This is a genomic window from Streptomyces sp. NPDC050548 (assembly GCF_044457385.1).
Classification (GTDB): Bacteria; Actinomycetota; Actinomycetes; order Streptomycetales; family Streptomycetaceae; genus Streptomyces.
The window spans coordinates 487,828-508,212 of record NZ_JBITGV010000002.1 but is presented as its reverse complement, the minus strand read 5'-3'; the positions used below and the strand labels follow the sequence as shown (position 1 = coordinate 508,212).

Annotated in this window: 16 protein-coding genes and 2 pseudogenes; 9 read left to right on the top strand and 9 right to left on the bottom strand. The window is 70.8% G+C overall.

The window, feature by feature from the left end; translation table 11 throughout:
* The first annotated feature begins 141 nt into the window (after positions 1–141).
* Positions 142–1,248, top strand: coding sequence for an XdhC family protein (locus ACIBJH_RS08160; protein ID WP_399116015.1), 1,107 nt, complete (start codon positions 142–144; stop codon positions 1,246–1,248).
* A gap of 8 nt (positions 1,249–1,256) precedes the next feature.
* Here ACIBJH_RS08160 and ACIBJH_RS08155 read toward each other — a convergent pair whose 3' ends face one another.
* Together ACIBJH_RS08155 and ACIBJH_RS08150 are read right to left on the bottom strand one after the other, a co-directional pair.
* Entirely contained in the window at positions 1,257–1,757 is a 501-nt protein-coding gene (locus ACIBJH_RS08155) for a metallophosphoesterase family protein (protein WP_399116014.1), read from the bottom strand.
* A gap of 26 nt (positions 1,758–1,783) precedes the next feature.
* Positions 1,784–2,265 (bottom strand): annotated as a pseudogene (locus ACIBJH_RS08150) (SAM-dependent methyltransferase); the annotation flags it as partial.
* A 42-nt stretch (positions 2,266–2,307) separates the two neighbouring features.
* Here ACIBJH_RS08150 and ACIBJH_RS08145 point away from each other — a divergent pair.
* From ACIBJH_RS08145 to rfbC, 4 genes and pseudogenes are all read left to right on the top strand, one after another.
* Positions 2,308–2,532, top strand: a pseudogene (locus ACIBJH_RS08145) (SAM-dependent methyltransferase); the annotation flags it as partial.
* An 87-nt stretch (positions 2,533–2,619) separates the two neighbouring features.
* A complete protein-coding gene (locus ACIBJH_RS08140; RefSeq protein ID WP_399116013.1) occupies positions 2,620–3,081 on the top strand; it encodes a MarR family winged helix-turn-helix transcriptional regulator in 462 nt (153 codons plus the stop codon).
* Between the two features lie 172 nt (positions 3,082–3,253).
* The gene (locus tag ACIBJH_RS08135) at positions 3,254–5,218 is read left to right on the top strand and encodes a glycosyltransferase family 2 protein (RefSeq protein WP_399116012.1); all 1,965 of its coding nucleotides are present in this window, start codon (positions 3,254–3,256) and stop codon (positions 5,216–5,218) included.
* 52 nt (positions 5,219–5,270) lie between these two features.
* Positions 5,271–5,879: a dTDP-4-dehydrorhamnose 3,5-epimerase gene (gene rfbC / locus ACIBJH_RS08130; protein WP_200710527.1), complete on the top strand. Its 609-nt coding sequence runs from the start codon at positions 5,271–5,273 to the stop codon at positions 5,877–5,879.
* Here rfbC and ACIBJH_RS08125 read toward each other — a convergent pair.
* The 6 genes from ACIBJH_RS08125 to ACIBJH_RS08100 form a co-directional block, all read right to left on the bottom strand.
* The gene (locus ACIBJH_RS08125) at positions 5,869–6,672 is read right to left on the bottom strand and encodes a class I SAM-dependent methyltransferase (protein WP_019068584.1); all 804 of its coding nucleotides are present in this window, start codon (positions 6,670–6,672) and stop codon (positions 5,869–5,871) included. The genes rfbC and ACIBJH_RS08125 overlap by 11 nt on opposite strands.
* On the bottom strand, positions 6,669–7,550 hold the full coding sequence (gene rfbD / locus ACIBJH_RS08120; RefSeq protein ID WP_399116011.1) for a dTDP-4-dehydrorhamnose reductase: 882 nt from the start codon (positions 7,548–7,550) through the stop codon (positions 6,669–6,671). The genes ACIBJH_RS08125 and rfbD overlap by 4 nt, the downstream gene beginning before the upstream one ends.
* A complete protein-coding gene (gene rfbB, locus ACIBJH_RS08115; protein WP_399116010.1) occupies positions 7,550–8,521 on the bottom strand; it encodes a dTDP-glucose 4,6-dehydratase in 972 nt (323 codons plus the stop codon). The genes rfbD and rfbB overlap by 1 nt, the downstream gene beginning before the upstream one ends.
* A complete protein-coding gene (locus ACIBJH_RS08110) occupies positions 8,518–9,585 on the bottom strand; it encodes a glucose-1-phosphate thymidylyltransferase (protein WP_329551358.1) in 1,068 nt (355 codons plus the stop codon). Before ACIBJH_RS08110 ends, rfbB begins: the two co-directional genes overlap by 4 nt.
* Before the next feature lie 91 nt (positions 9,586–9,676).
* A complete protein-coding gene (locus tag ACIBJH_RS08105; protein WP_399116009.1) occupies positions 9,677–9,961 on the bottom strand; it encodes a hypothetical protein in 285 nt (94 codons plus the stop codon).
* Between the two features lie 81 nt (positions 9,962–10,042).
* Positions 10,043–12,484, bottom strand: a complete 2,442-nt coding sequence (locus tag ACIBJH_RS08100) for a SpoIIE family protein phosphatase (RefSeq protein WP_399116008.1) — start codon at positions 12,482–12,484, stop codon at positions 10,043–10,045.
* 175 nt (positions 12,485–12,659) lie between these two features.
* On the opposite strand from ACIBJH_RS08100, the gene ACIBJH_RS08095 reads away from it, so the two are divergent.
* Entirely contained in the window at positions 12,660–14,804 is a 2,145-nt protein-coding gene (locus ACIBJH_RS08095; RefSeq protein ID WP_399116379.1) for a SpoIIE family protein phosphatase, read from the top strand.
* An 81-nt stretch (positions 14,805–14,885) separates the two neighbouring features.
* Here the strand turns inward: ACIBJH_RS08095 and ACIBJH_RS08090 are convergent, their stop codons facing one another.
* Complete coding sequence (locus ACIBJH_RS08090; RefSeq protein WP_399116007.1) at positions 14,886–16,265, bottom strand: S1 family peptidase; 1,380 nt, start codon at positions 16,263–16,265, stop codon at positions 14,886–14,888.
* 759 nt (positions 16,266–17,024) lie between these two features.
* On the opposite strand from ACIBJH_RS08090, the gene ACIBJH_RS08085 reads away from it, so the two are divergent.
* The 3 genes from ACIBJH_RS08085 to ACIBJH_RS08075 all read left to right on the top strand — a co-directional run bounded on the left by ACIBJH_RS08085 (position 17,025) and on the right by ACIBJH_RS08075 (position 20,385).
* Entirely contained in the window at positions 17,025–17,240 is a 216-nt protein-coding gene (locus ACIBJH_RS08085; RefSeq protein ID WP_399116006.1) for a type A2 lantipeptide, read from the top strand.
* A gap of 119 nt (positions 17,241–17,359) precedes the next feature.
* Positions 17,360–18,166, top strand: a complete 807-nt coding sequence (locus ACIBJH_RS08080; protein WP_399116005.1) for an HlyD family efflux transporter periplasmic adaptor subunit — start codon at positions 17,360–17,362, stop codon at positions 18,164–18,166.
* Entirely contained in the window at positions 18,163–20,385 is a 2,223-nt protein-coding gene (locus ACIBJH_RS08075) for an NHLP family bacteriocin export ABC transporter peptidase/permease/ATPase subunit (RefSeq protein WP_399116004.1), read from the top strand. The genes ACIBJH_RS08080 and ACIBJH_RS08075 overlap by 4 nt, the downstream gene beginning before the upstream one ends.

The window sequence follows — 20,385 nt, the reverse complement described above, 5'->3', positions numbered from 1 at the left end:
CTGGATGGACATGAACGGTGTGCGCATCTCGGTGCTCCTCGGTCGTCGGTGACTTCTGCCGATCAGTGCAGCAGAGCGGCGAGGGCGGCGGCAACGGATTAACGTCCGTACAGGGGACTACGGCGGTGAGAGGAGCACGGCGTGCGGGAGATCCTCCCGGAGCTCGGTCGCTGGTACGCGGCGCGGGAACCGTTCGGCCTGGCCACCGTCGTCGCGGTCAGCCGCAGCACACCGCGCGAACCCGGGGCGGCCATGGCCGTGGGCCCGGACGACGAGGTCGTGGGCAGTGTGTCCGGGGGCTGTGTGGAGGGGGCGGTCTTCGAGCTGGCGCGGGAGGTGGTGGCGAGCGGCGAGGCACGGCTGGAGACCTTCGGGTACAGCGACGAGGACGCCTTCGCGGTCGGGCTGACCTGCGGCGGCGAGATCACCGTGCTGGTACGGCCCGTCACGCCGGAGACCGATCCCACGTTCGGGGCGGTGGCGCGGTCGGTCGCCGCCCGCGAACCGGTGACCGTGGCGACCGTGATCGACGGACCCGCGCCGCGAGGAGCCACCCTGGCCGTCTGGCCGGACACGGTGGGCGGCACCCTCGGCACCACCGGTCTCGATGTGGCCGTCACCGCCGACGCCCGCGGTGAACTCGCCCTCGGGGCAACGGGGTTGCGGCACTACGGGCCGCGCGGTGAGCGACGCGAGGACTCCGTCACCGTGTTTCTGCACTCCTTCGCGCCGCCGCCCCGGATGCTGGTCTTCGGCGCCATCGACTACGCGGCCGCGGTCGCCCGGATCGGTGACTTCCTCGGCTACCGGGTCACGGTGTGCGACGCCCGCCCGGTGTTCGCGACACCGAAGCGCTTCCCGGCCGGCGTCGAGGTGGTCGTGGACTGGCCGCACCGGTATCTGGCCGGCACGGACACCGACGAGCGGACGGTGATCTGCGTCCTGACCCACGACCCGAAGTTCGACGTACCGCTGCTGGAGGAGGCGCTGCGCCGGCCGGCCGCGTACATCGGGGCGATGGGCAGCCGCCGTACGCACGACGACCGTATGAAGCGGCTGCTCGAATCCGACCTCGGCGAGGGCGAGTTGGCCCGCCTGCGCTCACCGATCGGCCTGGACCTGGGCGCCCGTACGCCCGAGGAGGTGGCCGTCTCCGTGGCCGCCGAGATCGTCGCGCTGCGGTGGAGCGGCACGGGGATGCCGCTGACGGGCGTGGCCGGGGCGATCCACCGGGCGCCGGCCGGGTGAACGGTGGGTCACCTCGGCGGCAGCCGGTGCAGTACGAGATCCGTCAGGGTGCCGTCGGTGACCGTCGCCGTGAGGTAGGTGCAGTGCGGCTGGCGTCGGCGGTCGGTCGGGGAGCCCGGGTTGAGGAGCCGTAGACCGGTCGGGGCCGTGGTGTCCCAGGGGATGTGGCTGTGTCCGAAGACCAGCACGTCCAGGTCCGGGAAGCGGGCCGCGCAGCGCGCCTCGCGGCCCTGGGCGGGGCCCGTCTCGTGGACGGCGCCGAAGCGCAGCCCGCCGAGTTCGGCGTACGCCACCTCGGGGAGCCGGGCACGCAGCTCGGGGCCGTCGTTGTTGCCGTACACGCCCACGAGCCGTCGGCTGCGGCTCTCCAGCAGGTCGAGGGTGGCGGTGTCGACCCAGTCGCCGGCGTGGAACACGACGTCGGCGCGCGGGAGTTCGGCGAGGAGCTGCGCGGGGAGTTCCTTGGCGCGCTTGGGGAGATGGGTGTCGGACATCAGCAGCAGACGCACGGGCCCAGCCTAGGGGCGCGCTGCCGTCAGGGCTTGGCGCCCACTCCGCACCACATCGGGAGGGGACCGGTCGCCAGGGTGTCCTCGGGGTCGGGGCGCCAGACCGGCAGTCGGACGACGCCGGGGTCGAGGATCTGCGTGCCGTCGAAGAAGCGGATGACGTGGGCGTGGGTGCGCGGGTGGCGCCCGCGTGTTCGTCGGCGCGTTCGTTGTAGACGCGCATCGACTCGGCGACCTCCTCGGCGCCGATGTCGGCCGCCGGGTGGGAGAGGACGAGGTGGCTGCCGGGGGCGAGCGCGTCCAGGAGGCGGCGGGTGATGGCGTAGGGGTCGTCGCGGTCGGGGACGTACTGGAGGATCGCCACCAGCATCAGACCCACCGGCCGGGAGAGGTCGAGGGTCCCGGCCGCGGCGGCGAGGATGCGGTCCACATCGCGCAGGTCCGACTCCAGGTAGTCCGTCGCGCCTTCCCGGCTGCCGACGAGCAGGGCAGTCGCGTGGGCCGGGACCGCTCCGGCAGAGGTACCGAGGGCGAACGGGAGCGGATCGCGATGAACGAGCACTCAGCAGGCGGAACGGCGCCGATCGACTCGTCCGTGGCACATCCGGCCCGGGTCCACAACGCCTGGCTCGGCGGCAAGGAGGCCGCCGAACCGGCCGCCGCGGCCAACCCGGAGATCGTCCCCGCGGTCCGCGCCGACCGGGCCTTCCTCGGCCGCGCCGTCCGTGAGGTGAGCGGCAGGGCGGGCTTCTGCCAGTTCCTCGACATCGGCACCGCGGGGTAGTGCACTCGGAGGGATCTCCAGGCCGGACTGTTCAGTTGTGACTGGACAGTCTCCACTGCCGGTTCTACGGTGACGCCCATGGACCAGCAGCACCCCCGGACACCGGCCGGCATCTCGGACTCCGCCGCCCGCTCCGCACGGGATCTCCGGGTGGTGTTCAGCCGGCTGCGGCGCCGGATCCGCGAGGTCGCGACGGACGAGGACCTGACTCCCTCGCAGGAGTCGGCGCTCACCCTGGTCGGCAAGCACGGCGCGGCCACGGCCAGCGCGCTGGCGTCCGCCGAGGGGGTCAGACCGCAGTCGATGGCCGCCACCCTCGCCGCCCTCGACCGGCACGGGCTGATCCGGCGCGGCCCCGACCCCGAGGACGGCCGCAGACAACTGGTCACCCTCACCGAAGCGGGACGCGCACGCGTCAAGGACAACCGGCAGGTCCGTGAGGAATGGCTCGCGCGCGCCTTCGAGGACCGCTACACCGAGCGGGAACGACGGACGATCATCGACGCGCTGACCTTGCTGGGACGACTGTCGGAGCAGTGACGGCGAAGCAGGCCCGGAAATTGCGGGGTACACCGACGTGGACCACGGCGGGTTAACCGCTGCCCAACAACAGCCCAATGGGTGGCATCGAGACAGACCGGGTTAGCATCACCCCACTCGCGCCGTTCCACAACGGGGGACGGTCAGCGCAAACAAGGGGGCTAGAAGCCGGATGTCGGTCAAGGTCAGTGTCGTCGTCCCTGTGTACAACCCAGGGCCTTATATCGAGGATTGCATCTCCTCTCTCCTCAGGCAGTCGCTGCCTAACGACGAGTACGAGGCGATCTTCGTCGACGACGGCTCGACGGACGGCACGCCCGCGCGGCTCGACGAGGTCGCCGCCGAGCACCCCCACATCCACGTCATCCACCAGGAGGCCTCCGGCTGGTCGGGCAAGCCCCGCAACGTCGGCATCGCCGCCTCCAAGGGCGAATTCGTCATGTTCGTCGACAACGACGACTACCTCGGCGACGAGGCCCTGGAGCGGATGTACGACTACGGCGTGGCCAATGGCGCCGATGTCATCGTCGGCAAGATGGCCGGCAAGGGCCGCGGGGTGCCGGTGGAGCTGTTCCGCAAGAACTACCCGCACGCGTCGGTCGAGACCGCGCCGCTGATGGACAGCCTCACCCCGCACAAGATGCTCCGCCGCGCGTTCCTCGACCGCATCAACCTGCGGTTCCCCGAGGGGCGTCGTCGCCTGGAGGACCACGTCTTCATCACGGAGGCGTACCTGGCCGCGGACAACGTCTCCGTGGTCAGTGACTACGTCTGCTACTACCACATCAAGCGCGAGGACGCCTCGAACGCCGGCTTCCAGCGCTTCGACCCGGTCGGCTACTTCAAGAACCTGCGCGAGGCCCTCGACGTCGTCGAGAAGTACACCGAGCCGGGTCCGGCCCGCGACAAGATCTTCCGCCGCTGGCTGCGCGTGGAGATGATGGAGCGCCTCGGCGGCGGCCGGCTGCTCAAGGCCCCCGACGACTACCGCCGCGAGCTCCTCAAGGAGATCCGCGGTGTCATGACCGAGCGCTTCGGCCCCGGTGTCGCGGCCGGCCTCGGCCCGCGGCTGCGGGTCGTCGCGGCCCTCGCCGCCGCCGACCGCTACGACGACCTCGTCGAGCTGGCCAAGTGGGAGGCCTCCCTCAAGCCGACCGCGGTGCCGGGCGAGATCGAGTGGCGGGACGGCAAGCTGCTGGTCCACTACCAGGCCGAGTTCGTCATCGACGGCAAGCCGGCGGTCTTCGAGGCCAAGGGCGCCGCGGCGCCCAAGCACCCGGAGCCCAAGACGCTCGCCGAGGCGACCGCCATGCTGACGGCCGACGCCACCCTCAACTTCAAGAAGGCGACGGCCGACCTCGTCGTCCGCGAACGCGCCAGCGCCGCCTCGCACTTCCAGCCCGTGCAGATCTCGCACGAGACGGTCGCCGACGGCGCCGGCGTCCGCCTGGTGCTGCACGCCACGGCCACGATCGACCCGGCCAGCGCGGCCGGCGGCACGCCGCTGGACAGCGGCCTGTGGGACACCTACGTGCGTGTCGGCATCGGCTCCTGGAACAAGGAGTGCCGCCTCGGCCCGGTCCCGCAGCACGGTGAGAACGCCGGGCACGCCGGTGTCGTCGCCGGTCAGGTGCTGCTGCCGTACTACACCGAGCCGCACGGCAACTTCTCCCTGGACGTCGACAAGGCGAGCAAGCGCCTCGGCCTCGCCGACCTCAAGCCCGACGACTTCACGGTCACCGGCGCCCGCGTCGGCGTCCTGCTCCCCTTCTACGTCCCCGCCACCACCGACGTACTGCTGCGCCTGACCCACAAGTCGTCCGGTACGACCCTGGACGTGCCCGGTGTGGTCTCCCCCGAGTCCTCCGGTGCGCGGCTCGCGGCCGAGGTGCCCGCCGCCGAGCTGAAGGACCTGGCGTGGAACGCGTCGGTGTGCCTGACCCCGGCCGCCACCGGGCAGCGCTTCCTGGCCCTGCCGGTGCGGCTGACCGGTGACGCCGGCGGTATCCGGGTGGAGGCGGCGCCGAAGACCAAGCCCGCCGAGCCCAAGCCCGCGCCGAAGCCGGTGGCCGCCAAGCCCAAGCCCGGGCTGGCCCGCCGGGTGGCACGCAAGCTGAAGCGCGCCCTGAACAAGTAGCGGTACCCGAGCGGGACGCATCACCCGAGCAAGTCATGGAGGACGGAAGAACGTGCGAGCACTGGGAATCGAAGGCGCCTGGGTCCTGGAACCCAAGGTCTTCCCCGACGACCGGGGCAGTTTCCACGAGTGGTACCGCGGCGAGGAGTTCCGCGAGGCCACCGGGTACGACCTGGCCCTGTCCCAGGCCAACTGCTCGGTCTCACGGCGCGGTGTGGTGCGCGGAGTGCACTTCTCCGACGTGCCGCCGAGCCAGGCCAAGTACGTCAAGTGCGTGCGGGGCGCCGTCCTCGACGTGATCGTGGACATCCGCGTCGGCTCTCCCACGTTCGGTCAGTGGGAGGCCGTCCGGCTGGACGACGACAGCAAGCACGCCGTGTTCCTCGCGGAGGGGCTGGGACACGCGTTCATGGCCCTCACCGACGACGCGACGGTCGTGTACCTGTGCTCGACGGGCTACGCGCCCGGGCGTGAGCACGGGATCAACCCGCTCGACCCGGCGCTGGGCATCGAGTGGCCCGAGGGCTTCGAGCCGGTGCTGTCGGAGAAGGACGCAGAGGCGCCCACACTGGCAGAGGCGGAGCAGTCAGGACTTCTTCCGTCCTACGCGGACTGCTCCGCCTACTACGAGCGACTGCGTGGTGGCCAGGTCAGCGACTGACGCTGAGCTGCTCCACCGAGCGGCGCAGGGGCTCCCAGCCGCGGGACCGCTTGGTCCCGCGGTCGCGAGCTTTGGCGAGGGGGCCCCAGAAGCCGGCGTTCAGCAGCGCCTCGGGCTGCACCGCGGTGGTGCGCTCCAGGATCGCCTCGGGCACCTTCTGCGGGTCCGGGACCTCGAACTCCGCGATGATCTCGTCGTACTTGTCCTTGAGGACGGTGCTGTTCGGGTCGGCGCCGAAGACCACGAGCTGACCCGTGGGCTGGGTGTCGACCAGGACCGTCACCAGGTCCGGACGGTAGCGGGCGAGGATCTCGACCAGCTTGTACACGTCGCCGGTCCAGGCGTCGGTGTGCCGGTCCCGGGCCGCCTCGTCGATGCTGCGCGGCAGCATGTCGTCGAAGACGATGACGCTGGCCCAGTCCGAGTGCTTCTCCACGTTGATGAAGTCGCGCAGCGCGTACTCGAAGAGGTGCATGCCGTCGATGAACGACAGATCCAGCGTGGTGGTCTTCCACCAGCCCAACGGGCTCCGGTTGCGGGCCAGTTGACGCAGCGGGTGACGGCCGCCGCGCAGGTGCACCAACGGGTTGTCCCGGGCGAAGAAGTCGTCACTCGTCGCCTTGGCCAGGTGGACGTCACAGCGGATCTCCGTGACCACCTTGAACGCGGGATCGATCGCGACGCTGGGCACCCGGGAGAGCGTCAGGCTGCGGCCGTCGTTGACGCCGATCTCCAGGTAGTTGCGGTTCGCGGTTGACTTGTGGAGTCCCCGCAGGAACTCATGGCGTTTCACGAAGAAATCTCCTTGCGGATGTGAGGAAGTGCTTCGTGCAGGGCGGACCGCCAGTCCCTTGGCGGTTCCAGACCGACTTCCCGCCACCGCTCGTGCCCGAGGGCGCTGTAGGCGGGGCGGGGCGCAGGACGGACGAAGGCGGCGCTCGTGGTGGGGCGGACACGCTCCGGGTCGGCGTCGATGAGCCGGAACACCTCCTGCGCGAGACCGTGCCAGCTGGTCTCGCCGGAACTGGTCGCGTGGAACACCCCGTGCGCGCCCTCGACCTGACCGATACGGGCGCCGAGATCGGCGATCCGTACGGCGACGTCGGCGCTCCAGGTCGGCTGTCCGTGCTGGTCGTCGACGACGTCGAGAGTGTCGCGACGTGCTTCCAGCTCGATCATCGTGCGGACGAAGTTACCCCCACAGGCTCCGTACAGCCAAGCCGTTCGGACAACCGCGCTGTTACCGGGCAGTTCGGCCAACACGGCCTGCTCGCCCGCCAGTTTGGTTCGCCCGTACGCGGTGCGCGGAGCGGTGGCGTGATTCTCCGGGTACGGCGTGCTGCGGGCCTCGCCGTCGAAGACGTAGTCCGTGGAGACGTGCACCAGTCGCGCGCCGGAGGCGGCGCAGGCGCGGGCGAGGAGCCGGGGCCCCTCGCCGTTGATGCGAAGGGCCCGCTCCTCGTCGGTCTCGGCGTCGTCGACGGCGGTGTACGCCGCGCAGTTCACCACCACGTCGGGGTGGTGTTCCGCGAACGCCCGGTCCACCGACGCGGGGTCGGTGATGTCCAGGGCGGCGCGGTCGAGACCGACGAACTGCTCACCGCGCCGGGCGAGTTCGTCCAGGACGTCGTGGCCGAGCATCCCGCCGGCACCGGTGACCAGCCACTTCATCAGCCGCGCTCCACCCTTGCCTTGAGCGGCTCCCACCAGTCGCGGTTGTCGCGGTACCAGGCGACGGTGTCCGCGAGGCCGGTGGCGAAGTCGTGCTTCGGGGTGTAGCCCAGCTCGTCGTGGATCTTGGACCAGTCGACGGAGTAGCGCAGGTCGTGGCCCTTGCGGTCCTCGACGCGCTCGACCCGGTCCCAGTCCGCGCCGCAGGCTTCGAGCAGCAGGCCGGTGAGCTCCTTGTTGCTCAGCTCGGTGCCGCCGCCGATGTTGTAGACCTCGCCGGCCCGGCCCTTGGTGCGCACCAGCTCGATGCCCTGGCAGTGGTCCTCGACGTGCAGCCAGTCGCGGACGTTGAGGCCCTCGCCGTAGAGGGGGACCTTCTTGCCGTCGAGGAGGTTGCTGACGAACAGCGGGATGACCTTCTCGGGGAACTGGTGCGGCCCGTAGTTGTTCGAGCAGCGGGTGACGCGCACGTCCAGGCCGTGGGTGCGGTGGTAGGCCAGGGCGAGCAGGTCGGAGGAGGCCTTCGACGCGGAGTACGGCGAGTTCGGCGCCAGCGGGTGGGTCTCGGGCCACGAGCCGGACTCGATGGAGCCGTAGACCTCGTCGGTGGAGATGTGCACGAACGGGACGCGGTAGCGCAGGGCGGCGTCCAGCAGGACCTGGGTGCCCACCACGTTGGTGCGGACGAAGTCGGCGGCGCCGTTGATCGAGCGGTCCACGTGGGACTCGGCGGCGAAGTGGACCACCTGGTCCGCCTCGGCCATCAGCTTGTCGACCAGTCCGGCGTCGCAGATGTCGCCCTGGACGAACTCCAGGCGCGGGTGGCCTATTTCAAGGTTGTCGAGCGTGCCGGCGTACGTGAGCTTGTCCAGCACCGTGATGCGGGGCGCGTCGGCCGCGTCCGAGGCGAGGAGCGTGCGGACGTACGTGGAACCGATGAAGCCGGCGGCGCCGGTGACGAGGAGATTCATGAACGGATCTGCACCTTGCTGTGGTCTCCGAGAACGAGGCGGTGGGCGCTGGGTACCCCCGGAGCGGGGGTCACTTCGACGTGCTTGCCGATGAGCGAGGACTCGATCCGGCCCACCCCGGCGATGGACGAGTCCTGCAGCACTATGGAGAACTCCAGCTCACTGTCCGTGATCCTGCAGTTCTCCGCGACCGAGGTGAACGGTCCGATGTAGGAGTCGCTCACGACGGTTCCGGAACCGATGACGACGGGTCCGACGATGCGCGAGCGCTCGATGCGCGCGCCCTCCTCGATCACCACGCGGCCGATGGTCTCGGAGATGTCGTCGACCTCGCCGTCGATACGGCGGTCCATGCTCTCCAGGACGGTCCGGTTGACTTCGAGCATGTCGACGACGTTGCCCGTGTCCTTCCAGTAGCCGTGGATGACCGAGGAGCGCACGTCGGCGCCGTCGTCGATCAGCTGCTGGATGGCGTGGGTGATCTCCAGCTCGCCGCGCCAGGACGGCTTGATGGCGCGCACGGCGTCGTGGATGGCGGGCGTGAAGAGGTAGACACCGACCAGGGCGAGGTCGCTCTTGGGGTGCTCCGGCTTCTCCTCCAGGCCGATGACCTGGCCGGATTCGCTGAGTTCGGCGACGCCGAAGGAGCGGGGGTCGGGCACGTGGGTGAGCAGGATCTGCGCGTCGGGCTTGTTGGCCTGGAAGCCTTCGACGAGGCCCGTGATACCGCCGACGATGAAGTTGTCGCCGAGATACATCACGAAGTCGTCGTCGCCGAGGTACTCGCGCGCGATCAGGACGGCGTGGGCCAGTCCGAGGGGGCGGTCCTGCGGGATGTAGGTGATCTGCAGGCCGAACTTCGACCCGTCGCCCACCGCCTCCTCGATCTCCGCCGCGGTGTCGCCGACGATGATGCCGACCTCGGTGATGCCCGCGTCGGCGAGGGATTCGAGCCCGTAGAAAAGGACGGCCTTGTTGGCCACCGGGACGAGCTGTTTTGCCGATGTGTGTGTGATCGGCCTCAGGCGGGATCCAGTGCCGCCGGAGAGAACGAGAGCCTTCATCGCTTCACCTTAGCGTCATCTTCCGACGTGCATCGTTCCTCCCTATGTTCGTTTATTACGACCATCCAACGATAGGTGGGACGGGAGGTGTCTAATCGGCAGGTGGATCGGACAAATCGGCCGCCGCCCGCTCCACGTCCGCGACGACCCCGGCCCGGTCCAGCCCCTCGTCCTTGGCATACTCGCCCACCGCGGTCTGCGCGTCACGGCTCAGATCGCGCCAGGCCCGCCAGGCGGTCTCGTAGGTCTCGGTCTGGGCCTCGGTCCAGGGCTCGTGGGCGGGGGCTCCCAGGGCGTCACGCATCTCCTTGACCCTGGCGCGCGCCTGGTCGGCCGCGCGCTGCTTCTCGACCAGCTCTTCGAAGGTGTGTGCCACAAGCAGGCACCCCATCACGGGGAACGTCCGCAGCCGCTCCGACCTGCCGCCACGTGCCCCGACCGGCACCCGTGCGGCCGTCTACCGGTCGAGCGCGATCTCGGCCCACACCTGTTTGCCGCCGCTCACCGGCACCGTGCCCCAGGCCGCCGACATGGCCTCGACGAGGAGGATCCCGCGGCCTCCGGTGGCCTCCCAGCCGATGCTGGTCGGCTTGACCGGGGTGCGCGGCGAGGAATCCGCCACGGCGACGCGGAACCGGTGGTTGACGAGGGTGAGGTCGAGGCGGACCGGGCCGTCGGTGTGCACGAGGGCGTTGGTGACCAGCTCCGAGACGACCAGGAGGATGGTGTCGACCTCGTCGGTGACGCCCCAGACGCGCAGGGTGCGCTTGGTGAAGCGGCGGGCGTGCCGGGCCGCCTCGGGGACGCGCCACACCGTCCAGTTCTCGCGCCGGGGGCGGGTGGCGAGGCCGTCGTAGCGCATGAGGAGCAGGGCCACGTCGTCGTCGCGGCGGGCGTTGCCGAGCAGGGCGTCGGCGACGAGGCCGAGGTGGGCGGGGTCGGAGACGGCGAGGCCGTGGGCGAGCCGGTCGAGGCCCTCGTCGATGTCGGCCTCCTTGGACTCCACGAGGCCGTCGGTGGTCAGCGCGATGACCGTGCCGGGCTGGAGCCGCAGCGGGCTCATCGGGAAGTCGGCCTGGGTGACCACGCCGAGCGGTGGGCCGCCGTCCAGTTCGGGGATCTCGGTGCCGCCGTCCGGGTGACGCAGGACGGGCGGCAGATGACCGGCCCGCACGTACCAGGCGGAGCCCTCCTCCATGTCGACGTCGACATAGCAGCAGGTGGCGAAGAGGTCGGTCTCCAGGTCGATGAGGAGCCGGTTGGCGTGCGAGACGACCACGTCGGGCGGGTGTCCCTCGACGGCGTACGCGCGCAGCGCGGTGCGCATCTGGCCCATGAGGGTGGCGGCGCCCGCGTTGTGGCCCTGGACGTCGCCGATGACGAGGGCCACGTGATTGTCGGGCAACGGGATCACGTCGTACCAGTCGCCGCCGACCTCAAGGCCCGCGGTGGTCGGCAGATAGCGGGCGACGGCGACCCCGCCGGGCAGTTTCGGCAGCCGGCGCGGCAGCAGCTGGCGTTGGAGCATGCCGACGAGTTCGTGTTCGGCGTCGAAGGCGTGGGCGCGCATCAGGGCCTGTCCGGCGAGGCCGGCGGAGGCGGTGAGCAGGGCGCGTTCGTCGGGGCCGAAGACGTGCGGGTCGTCCCAGCCGATCAGACAGGCCCCGGACACCCGGCCGCCGGCGGACAACGGCAGCACGGCGAGGCCGCCCGGTCCGACCTCGGCGAGGGCGGGTTCCAGATCGGTGCCGGCGGGCCAGATCGCGGCACGGCCCTCGCGCAGGGCGGCGGCGAGGGTGGGCATCGCACGGACGGGCGCGTCGGGCCATTCGCTGCGCCACTCCTGACGCCACAGCTCGGGCCAGGACTCCGGCTCGGGCGGGTCCAGGACGGTGACGACGAGGCGGTCGCCCTCCAGTTCGGCGAGCGCGATGCGGTCGGCGCGCAGCGGTTTGCGCAGGGCGGCGACCACGGCCTGGCTGACGTCACGGACCGTGCCGGCCATGGCGAGCGCGGCGGCGAGGCGCTGGACGCGGGCCACGTCGTTGACGCCGGAGCGCAGCTGGGAGGCGTCGCCGACGGTGCCGACGAGGCGGGCCGGGCGGCCGTCGCCGCCGGGCAGGAGCCGGCCGCGCAGCCGCAGCCACTTCGGCGGTCCCGAGGGCTGCAGGACCCGGAACTCCAGCTCGCGGTCGCCGATGGCCATGTGGTCGGCTTCCACGACGGACATCAGCGAGGGCAGGTCCTCCGGCACGGTCAGTCCCAGGAGGGTCTCGACCTTGCCGTCGAAGTCGTCCGGACCCAGGCCGAACAGGGTCAGGATGTCGCCGCCGACCTCGACCCGTCCGGTGTCCATGGCCAGGTCGAAGGAGCCCGCGGGCAGGTCCTCGCCCGCCACGGCCTCGTCCGGGACCGGGATCGCGACCGCCTCGGCGATCAGCGTGAGGCAGGCGCGGTCCTCGGTGTCGAACCCGGCCGGGTGCTCGCTGACCGCGAGCAGACAGCCGCCGTCCCCGTCACCGCGCACGGGCAGGGCCGCCAGATGGAACTCCCCGGTCGGCAGCCGGCGCGAGTCGCAGCCGGCGGCCAGGTCCTCGGGGCCGAGCCAGACCGGGTCCCCGCCCCGCCGGGCCTCGGCGACCGGTGCTCCCCCGGACGCCGGATAGCCGTCCCGCAGTCCGTACAGGGTCCGGGGCACACCGACCGACTCGACCAGGCACAGCAGGTCGGCCTGGCCGGACGTGTACACCCCGGCGAAGGTGGCACCGGCGAAGACGAGGGCCTGTTCGAGGATCCGGCGCAGCCGTTCGCGGGAGTCGAGATCGGTGGTGAGCGTTTTGAGGGCAAGTTCGGCCCGCAGCGTTCTCGCTCTGCGTCCCTCAGCGCCCTCACTGACCACGTCCGCAATTACAGCGCTTATGCGGCTGCCGCGCAGCCCCTGTGACCGTTCCGTGGAGATGAGGGGCCGGATGGCCCTCAGTGCCTGCCGTACGGCCGCCCCGCTCGCCGTGCGCGTCGGGCCTTCAGGGTGGAGCCTGGGCCTGGGCCCCGAAACGGCACGGCCGGGCGAGGAGGTGGTCGGCGTGTCAGACAGGCAGTTGTCCCGGCAGGCGCGGGCACCGGTCGGCCGGCCGATGCTGTCGCTCGCGCTGGCCGCGATGATGGACGCCGTCCACGCGCATTCGGGCGCGGTGTATCTGCTGACGCCCGACGAACCTGTGCTGGAGATGGCGGTGATGGCGGGCCTGCCCCGGGCGTTCGCCGCGCCGTGGGAGCGGGTCGGGCTGAGCGCGCCGATCCCGGTCGCCGAGGCGGTGCGGGAACGGCGGCTGATCTGGGTCGGCGGCGAGGAGGACATGGCCCGCCGCTATCCGCGGATCGCGGTCGTGCTGCCGTATCCCTTCGCGCTGGCGGCGGTTCCGGTGGCCACCGGGTCCACGGTCTACGGCTCGGTCTTCGTGACCTGGCCCGGTTCGCATCCGCCGGTGCTGTCCGACCGGGACCGCGAGCAGCTGACCAGTGCCTGCGACCGGCTCGCGGTGCGGCTGGAGCGGGCCGTGGAGGAGCGCCGCCCGGCGCGGGCGGAGCCCGATCTGCTGGCGACGGGGCCCGCGACGAGTGTGGCCGGGACGCTGGGCACGGTCGAGGCTGCCCGGATGGTGGCCCGGCTGCCGTACGGGCTGTGTTCGCTGGATCTGCACGGGCGGGTGGGCTTCGCGAACGCGGCGGCCGGGGAGCTGCTCGGGATGTCGGTGAGCAGTCTGCTGGGCACTCAGTTGTGGGCGGCGGTGCCCTGGCTCAACGACCCGGTGTACGAGGACCGTTACCGGGCCGCGCTGCTCAGCCAGCAGGTGACGTCGTTCGTGGCGTTGCGTCCGCCGGGCGAGTGGCTGTCGTTCCGGATGTATCCGAACACGACCGGGCTGAGTGTCCGGATCAGCCGGGCGCGGGCGGTGACGGAGCTGGGCCGGACGGTGCCGCGGGCGGGGGAAGGGCCGTCGCGACTGGTGTCGATCTCCCAGGTGCTGAGTCTGGCGGGGGCGCTGACGGAGGCGGTCGGGGTGGAGGACGTGGTGCAGCTGATCGCGGACGAGGTCGCGCCGGCGGTGGGGAGTCAGGCGCTGGTGGTGCTCGGTTCGCGGGGCGGGCGGCTGCATGTGCTGGGGCACCGCGGTTATCCCGATCCGCATGTGGTGGAGCGTTTCGACGGGATGGCGCTGACCGAGTCGACGCCCGGGACGGCCGCGCTGGCCAGCGGTGTGCCCGCGTTCTTCGACTCGCGGCAGGACCTGGAGCGGCTGTATCCGAGCCGGCACGCCACCCCCGACGGGTTCGCGGCCTGGGCGTTTCTGCCGCTGGTGGCGTCGGGGCGGCCGGTCGGCACCTGTGTGCTGGCGTACGCCGAGCAGCGTGTCTTCCCCGCGGACGAGCGCGCGGTGCTGATGAGTCTGGGCGGGCTGATCGCGCAGGCGCTGGAGCGTGCGCTTCTCTACGACGCGAAGCACCAGCTGGCGCACGGGCTGCAGGCCGCGCTGCTGCCGCACTCGCTGCCGCCGCTGCCGGGCATCGAGGCCGCCGCCCGCTATCTGCCGGCCACTCAGGGCATGGAGATCGGCGGCGACTTCTACGACCTGGTGACCACCTCGGGTCCGGCTGCGGTGATCGGCGACGTCCAGGGGCACAACGTGACCGCGGCCGGGCTGATGGGCCAGATCCGGACGGCCGTCCGCGCGTACACGACGGTCGGCCAGGCCCCGGAGGAGGTCATGCGAAGCTCCAACCGGCTGCTGATCGACCTGGGGGTGGAGCTGTTCGCGAGCTGTCTGTATCTACGGCTGGATCCCGCGCGCGGTACGGCCGTGATGGCGCGTGCCGGTCATCCGCCGCCGTTGCTGCGGCGGCCGGACGGGCGGGTACGGGTGCTGGATCTGGCCGGTGGTCCGTTGCTGGGCATCGACGCGGACGCGACCTATCCGACGACGGAGGTGAATCTCGCGCCCGGTTCGGTGCTCGCGCTGTACACCGACGGGTTGATCGAGTCGCCCGGTGTCGACATCGAGGACGCCCTCGCCGAACTGGGGCAACGGCTCGCCGAGGCCGGGGACCTGCCGTTGGAGGAGATCGCCGACGAACTCGTGCGGCACAGCGCCGCGGCGCGCAAGCGGATCGACGACGTGGCGCTGCTTCTGCTGCGGGCCCGGGAGCCGGGCCTCAATTGACGTACACGCAGGGCGGTCCGGCCCTCCCGCCGGAGGGCCGGACCGATCCACCGCCGACCTGAAACGCTGGAAGGGGTCGGATCAGTGGCTTGAGGTCAGCGAGGAGCCGTCGTCGGCTCCGGTCCCGTCGCCGGTGGCCTCGCCGGTTCCGTCACCCGTCGCGTCGCCGGTGCCGGACTGGTCGCCCGTGCCGTCGGTCGCGGACGGGTCCACGGCTCCGGACTGGTCGCCGGTGCCGTCGGTGGCCGACGGGTCGGCCGCGGTCGCCGACGGGTCCGCCGTGGCGGTGTCGTCGCCCGCACCGGCACCCGCACCGGCGTCGCCGAGGGTGGCCCCCGTCGCCGTCAGCGCGGCGGTGACCGGCTGGAAGAAGGTCTCGCCGCCGCTGGTGCAGTCGCCGCTGCCGCCGGAGGTGAGGCCGACCGCGCCGCCGTCCTGGGTGAAGAGCGAGCCGCCGCTGTCACCCGCCTCGGCGCAGACGTCCGTCTGGATGAGGCCGTTGACGGTGTCGACACCGTTGGGGTCGGTCTCGCTCTGGAAGTTGACGGTCGCGTCGAGGCCGGTGACCGTGCCGTCGTGCAGACCGGTGGTGGAGCCCATCCGGAAGACCTGGGTACCGACCGTGGCGTCCTCGGCCTGGTTGATCGCGACGGTCTGGCCGTTGCCCACGTTGACGTCGCTCGTGGTCTGGGTGGCCGGGTCGTCGTACTTCACCAGGGAGAAGTCGTTGCCGGGGAAGACGGCCTGGTCGACCGTGGCGATCGGCTGGCCGTCCTGCGTGTCCGACCACTGCTTCGCCGCGACGCCGCAGTGTCCGGCGGTCAGGAAGGCGGGGGTGCCGTCGCTCGCGGTGACGTTGAAGCCGAGGGAGCAGCGGACACCGCCCTGGTCGGTCTGGGCGAAGATGGCGTCGCCGCCCGACACCAGGGTCTTGAAGGAGCCGGCGGTCTTCTTGACCGTGGCCATGTTCGTGCCGAGGCTCTTGACCGTCGAGAGCACGGTGTCCCACTTGCTGCCCGTGACGGTGCTGTCGGCGAGGACCTGGATCTTGTTGGTCTTCGGGTCGACGGACCAGGCGGTACCGGGGACGGTGGCCTTGGTCTTCAACACCTGGGCGGCGGCGGTGAGTTCGGCGGTGCTGTTCTGCACCTCGCGCACCTTGGCGCCGGCCTTCTCCGCCTGTACGACGACGTTGTTGTTGTCGCCGGAGATCACGTTGACGACGAGCTGCTGGGTGGCGCTGTCGTAGTAGGACCCGGCGAAGGCGTCACCGAGCAGTCCCGCGATCTGCGAGGAGAGGTCCGAGGCGCCCGTCGCCTTGAGGGTCTTGGGGGTGGCGGCGCCTGCCGAGTTGTCCTGCGACGCGTTGGCGTTCGGCAGCAGGATCGCCGCCGCTCCGAGTGCAGCGACACCGCCGACAGCTATCGCGGCCTTGCGCTTCGGAATTCGCTTGTGACTCAAACTTCTCGACCTCCTGGGGACCGGGGTCTGTGCCGCCGGGGGTGGCGGCTTATGGGGGCGCCTGGATGCCCGTTGATACGCACGTGTCACGTGAGGTGTTCAATTCCGTTTCTCAACTTCCTTTGCGAAAACGCGAATCGGCCATGTCCAAGCGCTGACCCGGCAGGGGTACGAGGTGGCTGCGGGCCTGTGCCCACGGCACGGCGGGCCCTGTGCGTCCGATGTCCGCCGAGCGGCCGGATGTCTTGATCGAATCGGTGGCCACCGGAACCACCACGCGTGCGCGCTCAGTTGACCGACTCCTCGACCGGAACGGAAAGCGATCGATCAGTAACGGTCCGTCGAGAACGGTCGACGGAATCCTGGCTTCAGGGAATCTGCACAGCGCGTACCCAACCAAGTCACCGGACCCGACGGATCTGCACATGCACACGCCCCCGGAAACGCCTTTGGTGGGGAGTGCCCGATTCCGCTTCGGCTCCGCAAGCCCTCCTGCGGAGCGATGCCGTGCAGCGTGTGAAGAACTCGCCGACACCTCGTGCCCACGCCTGCACGGTTCGCGCCTCCTGGGGCTCAAGTGCCCTGGTGGGACGGGAGTTTGATTGGCTGCGCCGGTCAGCGGCGTGCTTTGATCCATCGCACCGCAGGAGCCGCAAGGGCTCCGGAAACGGCGCCCGGCGCCTGCGGTCGCGGCCGTCGTCTGTCCCCAGAGGGGGCCGCTCCCCCCTTGTGAATATCCATATGAAGGGAAGTTCCCCCATGAACTCCACCCCCCAGGTCCAGACCGTCGAGATCTCCGACGCCGAGCTCGACAACGTCTCCGGTGGTCTCTCCCTGAACGCCCTCGGCACCGTCACCGGCCTGGTCGACGGGGTTGTCCCGGTCTCCGGCCTGGTCGACTCGGTCATCGGCACGGTCGAGGGCACCACCGGCGTGAACGTGGCCCCGGTCACGAACCTGGTCGCCGGTCTCTGATCGCCCCTTGTTCCACCGAGTCCCGGAGCCGTTTCCCGGCTCCGGGACTTTCCGGTGTCGTCATCAGGTGCCGTACGTGGGTGCCGTAGAAGATCTCTCCCCCAGGTGAGGGAAGTCCCGTGCAGTTCCGCCAACAGGCCCTCGCCAAGCTGCAGTCGCCCGAGGAGCTCGATCTTCCGGTGCGCTTCGCGCGCCCGCAGGGCTGGCTCGTGCTCTGTGTGACGGTGGTCGTCGTGGCCGCCGCCTCCGTGTGGGCGGTGACCGGTACCGTGGCCTCCACGGTCGGGGCGTCCGCCGTTCTCACGCACGGCGAGGGCAGTTACGTCCTGCAGAGCCCGGTCGCAGGCCAGGTCACCGCCGTCGTCGCCCAGGAGGGCGAGCGGCTGCCGGCCAACTCCCCTGTCCTGCAGGTCCGTACGGCCGACGGCGACTCCGTCGTACGCACGGTCGCCGCGGGCCGGATCACCGCGCTCGCCGCCACCATCGGCCAGATCATCCAGACCGGCGCGAACGTCGCCGCCGTGGAGAAGGTCGCGCATGCCTCCGACCCTCTCTACGCGACGGTGTACGTCCCCGCCGAGAACGCCGCCGCCATCCCCGCGAACGCCGCCGTCGACCTGACCGTCTCGTCCGTGCCGACACAGACGTACGGAGTGCTGCGCGGCCATGTGAAGGCGGTGGACCGGTCCGCGGAGTCCGCGCAGCAGATCGCCGCGTTCCTCGGGGACAGCCAACTGGGCGAGCAGTTCACGAAGAAGGGCAGACCGGTGGCCGTGCTGGTGAAGCTCGACAAGTCGGCCCGCACGAAGAGCGGTTACAAGTGGTCGTCCGCCGACGGACCCCCCTTCGCCCTCACCTCCATGACCATGGCCTCGGCCTCGATCCGGCTGGCCGATCAGCGTCCCCTCGATTGGCTGCTGCCGTGAGCCCCGCACAGGACACCCGTTCCCGGCGCCGTTCCGCCCCACCGAAACGCCCGGTGCCCAAAGGCCGTGCGAAGACGGTCCGTTCGCCCACCGTGCTCCAGATGGAGGCCGTCGAGTGCGGCGCCGCCTCCCTCGCGATGGTCCTCGGCTTCTACGGCCGCCACATCCCGCTGGAGGAACTGCGCATCGCCTGCGGTGTCTCCCGCGACGGCTCGCGCGCCAGCAACTTGCTGAAGGCTGCCCGCAGTTACGGCCTCACGGCCAAGGGCATGCAGATGGACACCGCCGCCCTCGCCGAAGTGCGATCCCCCGCCGTCCTGTTCTGGGAGTTCAACCACTACGTCGTCTACGACGGCATGGGCCGCCGCCTCGGCCGCCGCGGGGTGTACATCAACGACCCCGGCAAGGGCCGCCGGTTCGTGCCCATGGAGGACTTCGACTCCAGCTTCACCGGAGTCGTCCTCGTCATGGAACCGGGCGACGGTTTCGAGAAGGGCGGGCGCAAGCCCGGCGTCCTGGGCGCGATGCCCGCCCGGCTGCGCGGCACCGCGGGCACGATGCCCGCCGCCGTCCTCTCCAGCCTGCTGCTGGTCCTGGTCGGCGCGGCGATGCCCGCGCTCAGCCGGACCTACATCGACATGTTCCTGATAGGTGGTCAAACCTCCCTGCTGGGCGTGCTGTTCGCGTCCATGGGGACCTGCGTCCTGCTCACGCTGGTGCTGACCTGGCTGCAACAGGCGAACCTGCTGCACGGCCGCATCATCTCCTCCACGCTCTCCAGCGCCCGCTTCCTGCGCCATCTGCTGCGGCTGCCGGTGACGTTCTTCTCCCAGCGCAGCCCGGCCGACCTGGTGCAGCGCCTCCAGTCGAACGACTCCGTCGCGGAGACCCTGGCCCGCGACCTGTCGGCGGCGGGCGTGGACGCGGTGGTCGTCGTGCTCTACGCGGTGCTCCTCTACACCTACGACCCCCAACTCACCTATGTGGGCATAGGTGTTGCCCTGCTGAACGTGGTGGCGATGCGCGTCGTCATCCGGCTGCGCGCGACCCGCACGGCGAAACTGCGCGCCGACAGCGCCCGGTTGACCAACACCGCTTACACCGGGCTCCAGTTGATCGAGACGATGAAGGCGACCGGCGGCGAGGACGGCTACTTCCGCAAGTGGGCCGGGCAGCACGCCACCACCCTGGAGGAGCAGCAGCGGCTCGGGGTGCCGAGCGCCTGGCTGGGCGTGGTCGCACCGACGCTCGCCTCCCTCAACAGCGCGCTGATCCTGTGGATCGGCGGCATGCGGGCCGTGGAGGGGGGCATCTCGGTCGGTCTGCTGGTCGCCTTCCAGGCACTCGTCACCCGCTTCACCGCGCCGATCACCCGGCTCAACGGCGTCGCGGGCCGCATCCAGGACTTCGCCGCAGACGTGGCCCGCCTCAAGGATGTCGAGAACTTCCAGGCCGATCCCCTCTACTCCCGTGCGGGCGGCGCCGATTCGACCCGCCGACTGCAGGGGCACGTCGAGCTGGAGAACATCACCTTCGGCTACAGCCCTCTCGACAAGCCCCTCCTCACCGGCTTCTCGCTCACGGTCGGCCCGGGCCAGCAGGTGGCGCTGGTCGGCGGCTCCGGCAGCGGCAAGTCCACGGTGTCGAGGCTGATTTCGGGTCTCTACACACCGTGGGAGGGCGTGATCCGCATCGACGACCACCGCCTTGAGGACATCCCGCGCGGCGCGCTCGCCGCCTCCGTCTCCTTCGTCGACCAGGACGTGTTCCTCTTCGAGGGCTCGGTCCGCGACAACGTGGCGCTGTGGGACCCGTCGATCCCGGACGACGCGGTGACGGACGCGCTGCGGGACGCGGCCCTGTACGACGTGGTGATGCGGCGGCCCGGCGGCATCCACAGCCGGGTCGAGCAGGACGGGCGCAACTTCTCCGGCGGTCAGCGCCAACGCCTGGAGATAGCGCGGGCGTTGGTGCGCAGGCCCAGCATCCTCGTCCTCGACGAGGTGACGAGCGCCCTGGACGCGGAGACCGAGCTGGTCGTGATGGACAACCTGCGCAAGCGCGGCTGCGCCTGCGTGGTGATCGCACACCGGCTGAGCACCGTGCGCGACAGCGACGAGATCGTCGTCCTCGCACACGGCACGATCGTGGAACGCGGGCGGCACGAGACCCTGGTGGCGGCCGGCGGCGCGTACGCCACGCTGGTCAAGGAGCGCTGA

Coding starts and splice junctions, on each gene's coding strand:
- ACIBJH_RS08140 (WP_399116013.1), top strand. CDS start 2,620: ATGGACCAGCAGCACCCCCGGACACCGGCCGGCATCTCGGACTCCGCC.
- ACIBJH_RS08135 (WP_399116012.1), top strand. CDS start 3,254: ATGTCGGTCAAGGTCAGTGTCGTCGTCCCTGTGTACAACCCAGGGCCT.
- rfbD (WP_399116011.1), bottom strand. CDS start 7,550: ATGAAGTGGCTGGTCACCGGTGCCGGCGGGATGCTCGGCCACGACGTC.
- rfbB (WP_399116010.1), bottom strand. CDS start 8,521: ATGAATCTCCTCGTCACCGGCGCCGCCGGCTTCATCGGTTCCACGTAC.
- ACIBJH_RS08110 (WP_329551358.1), bottom strand. CDS start 9,585: ATGAAGGCTCTCGTTCTCTCCGGCGGCACTGGATCCCGCCTGAGGCCG.
- ACIBJH_RS08085 (WP_399116006.1), top strand. CDS start 17,025: ATGAACTCCACCCCCCAGGTCCAGACCGTCGAGATCTCCGACGCCGAG.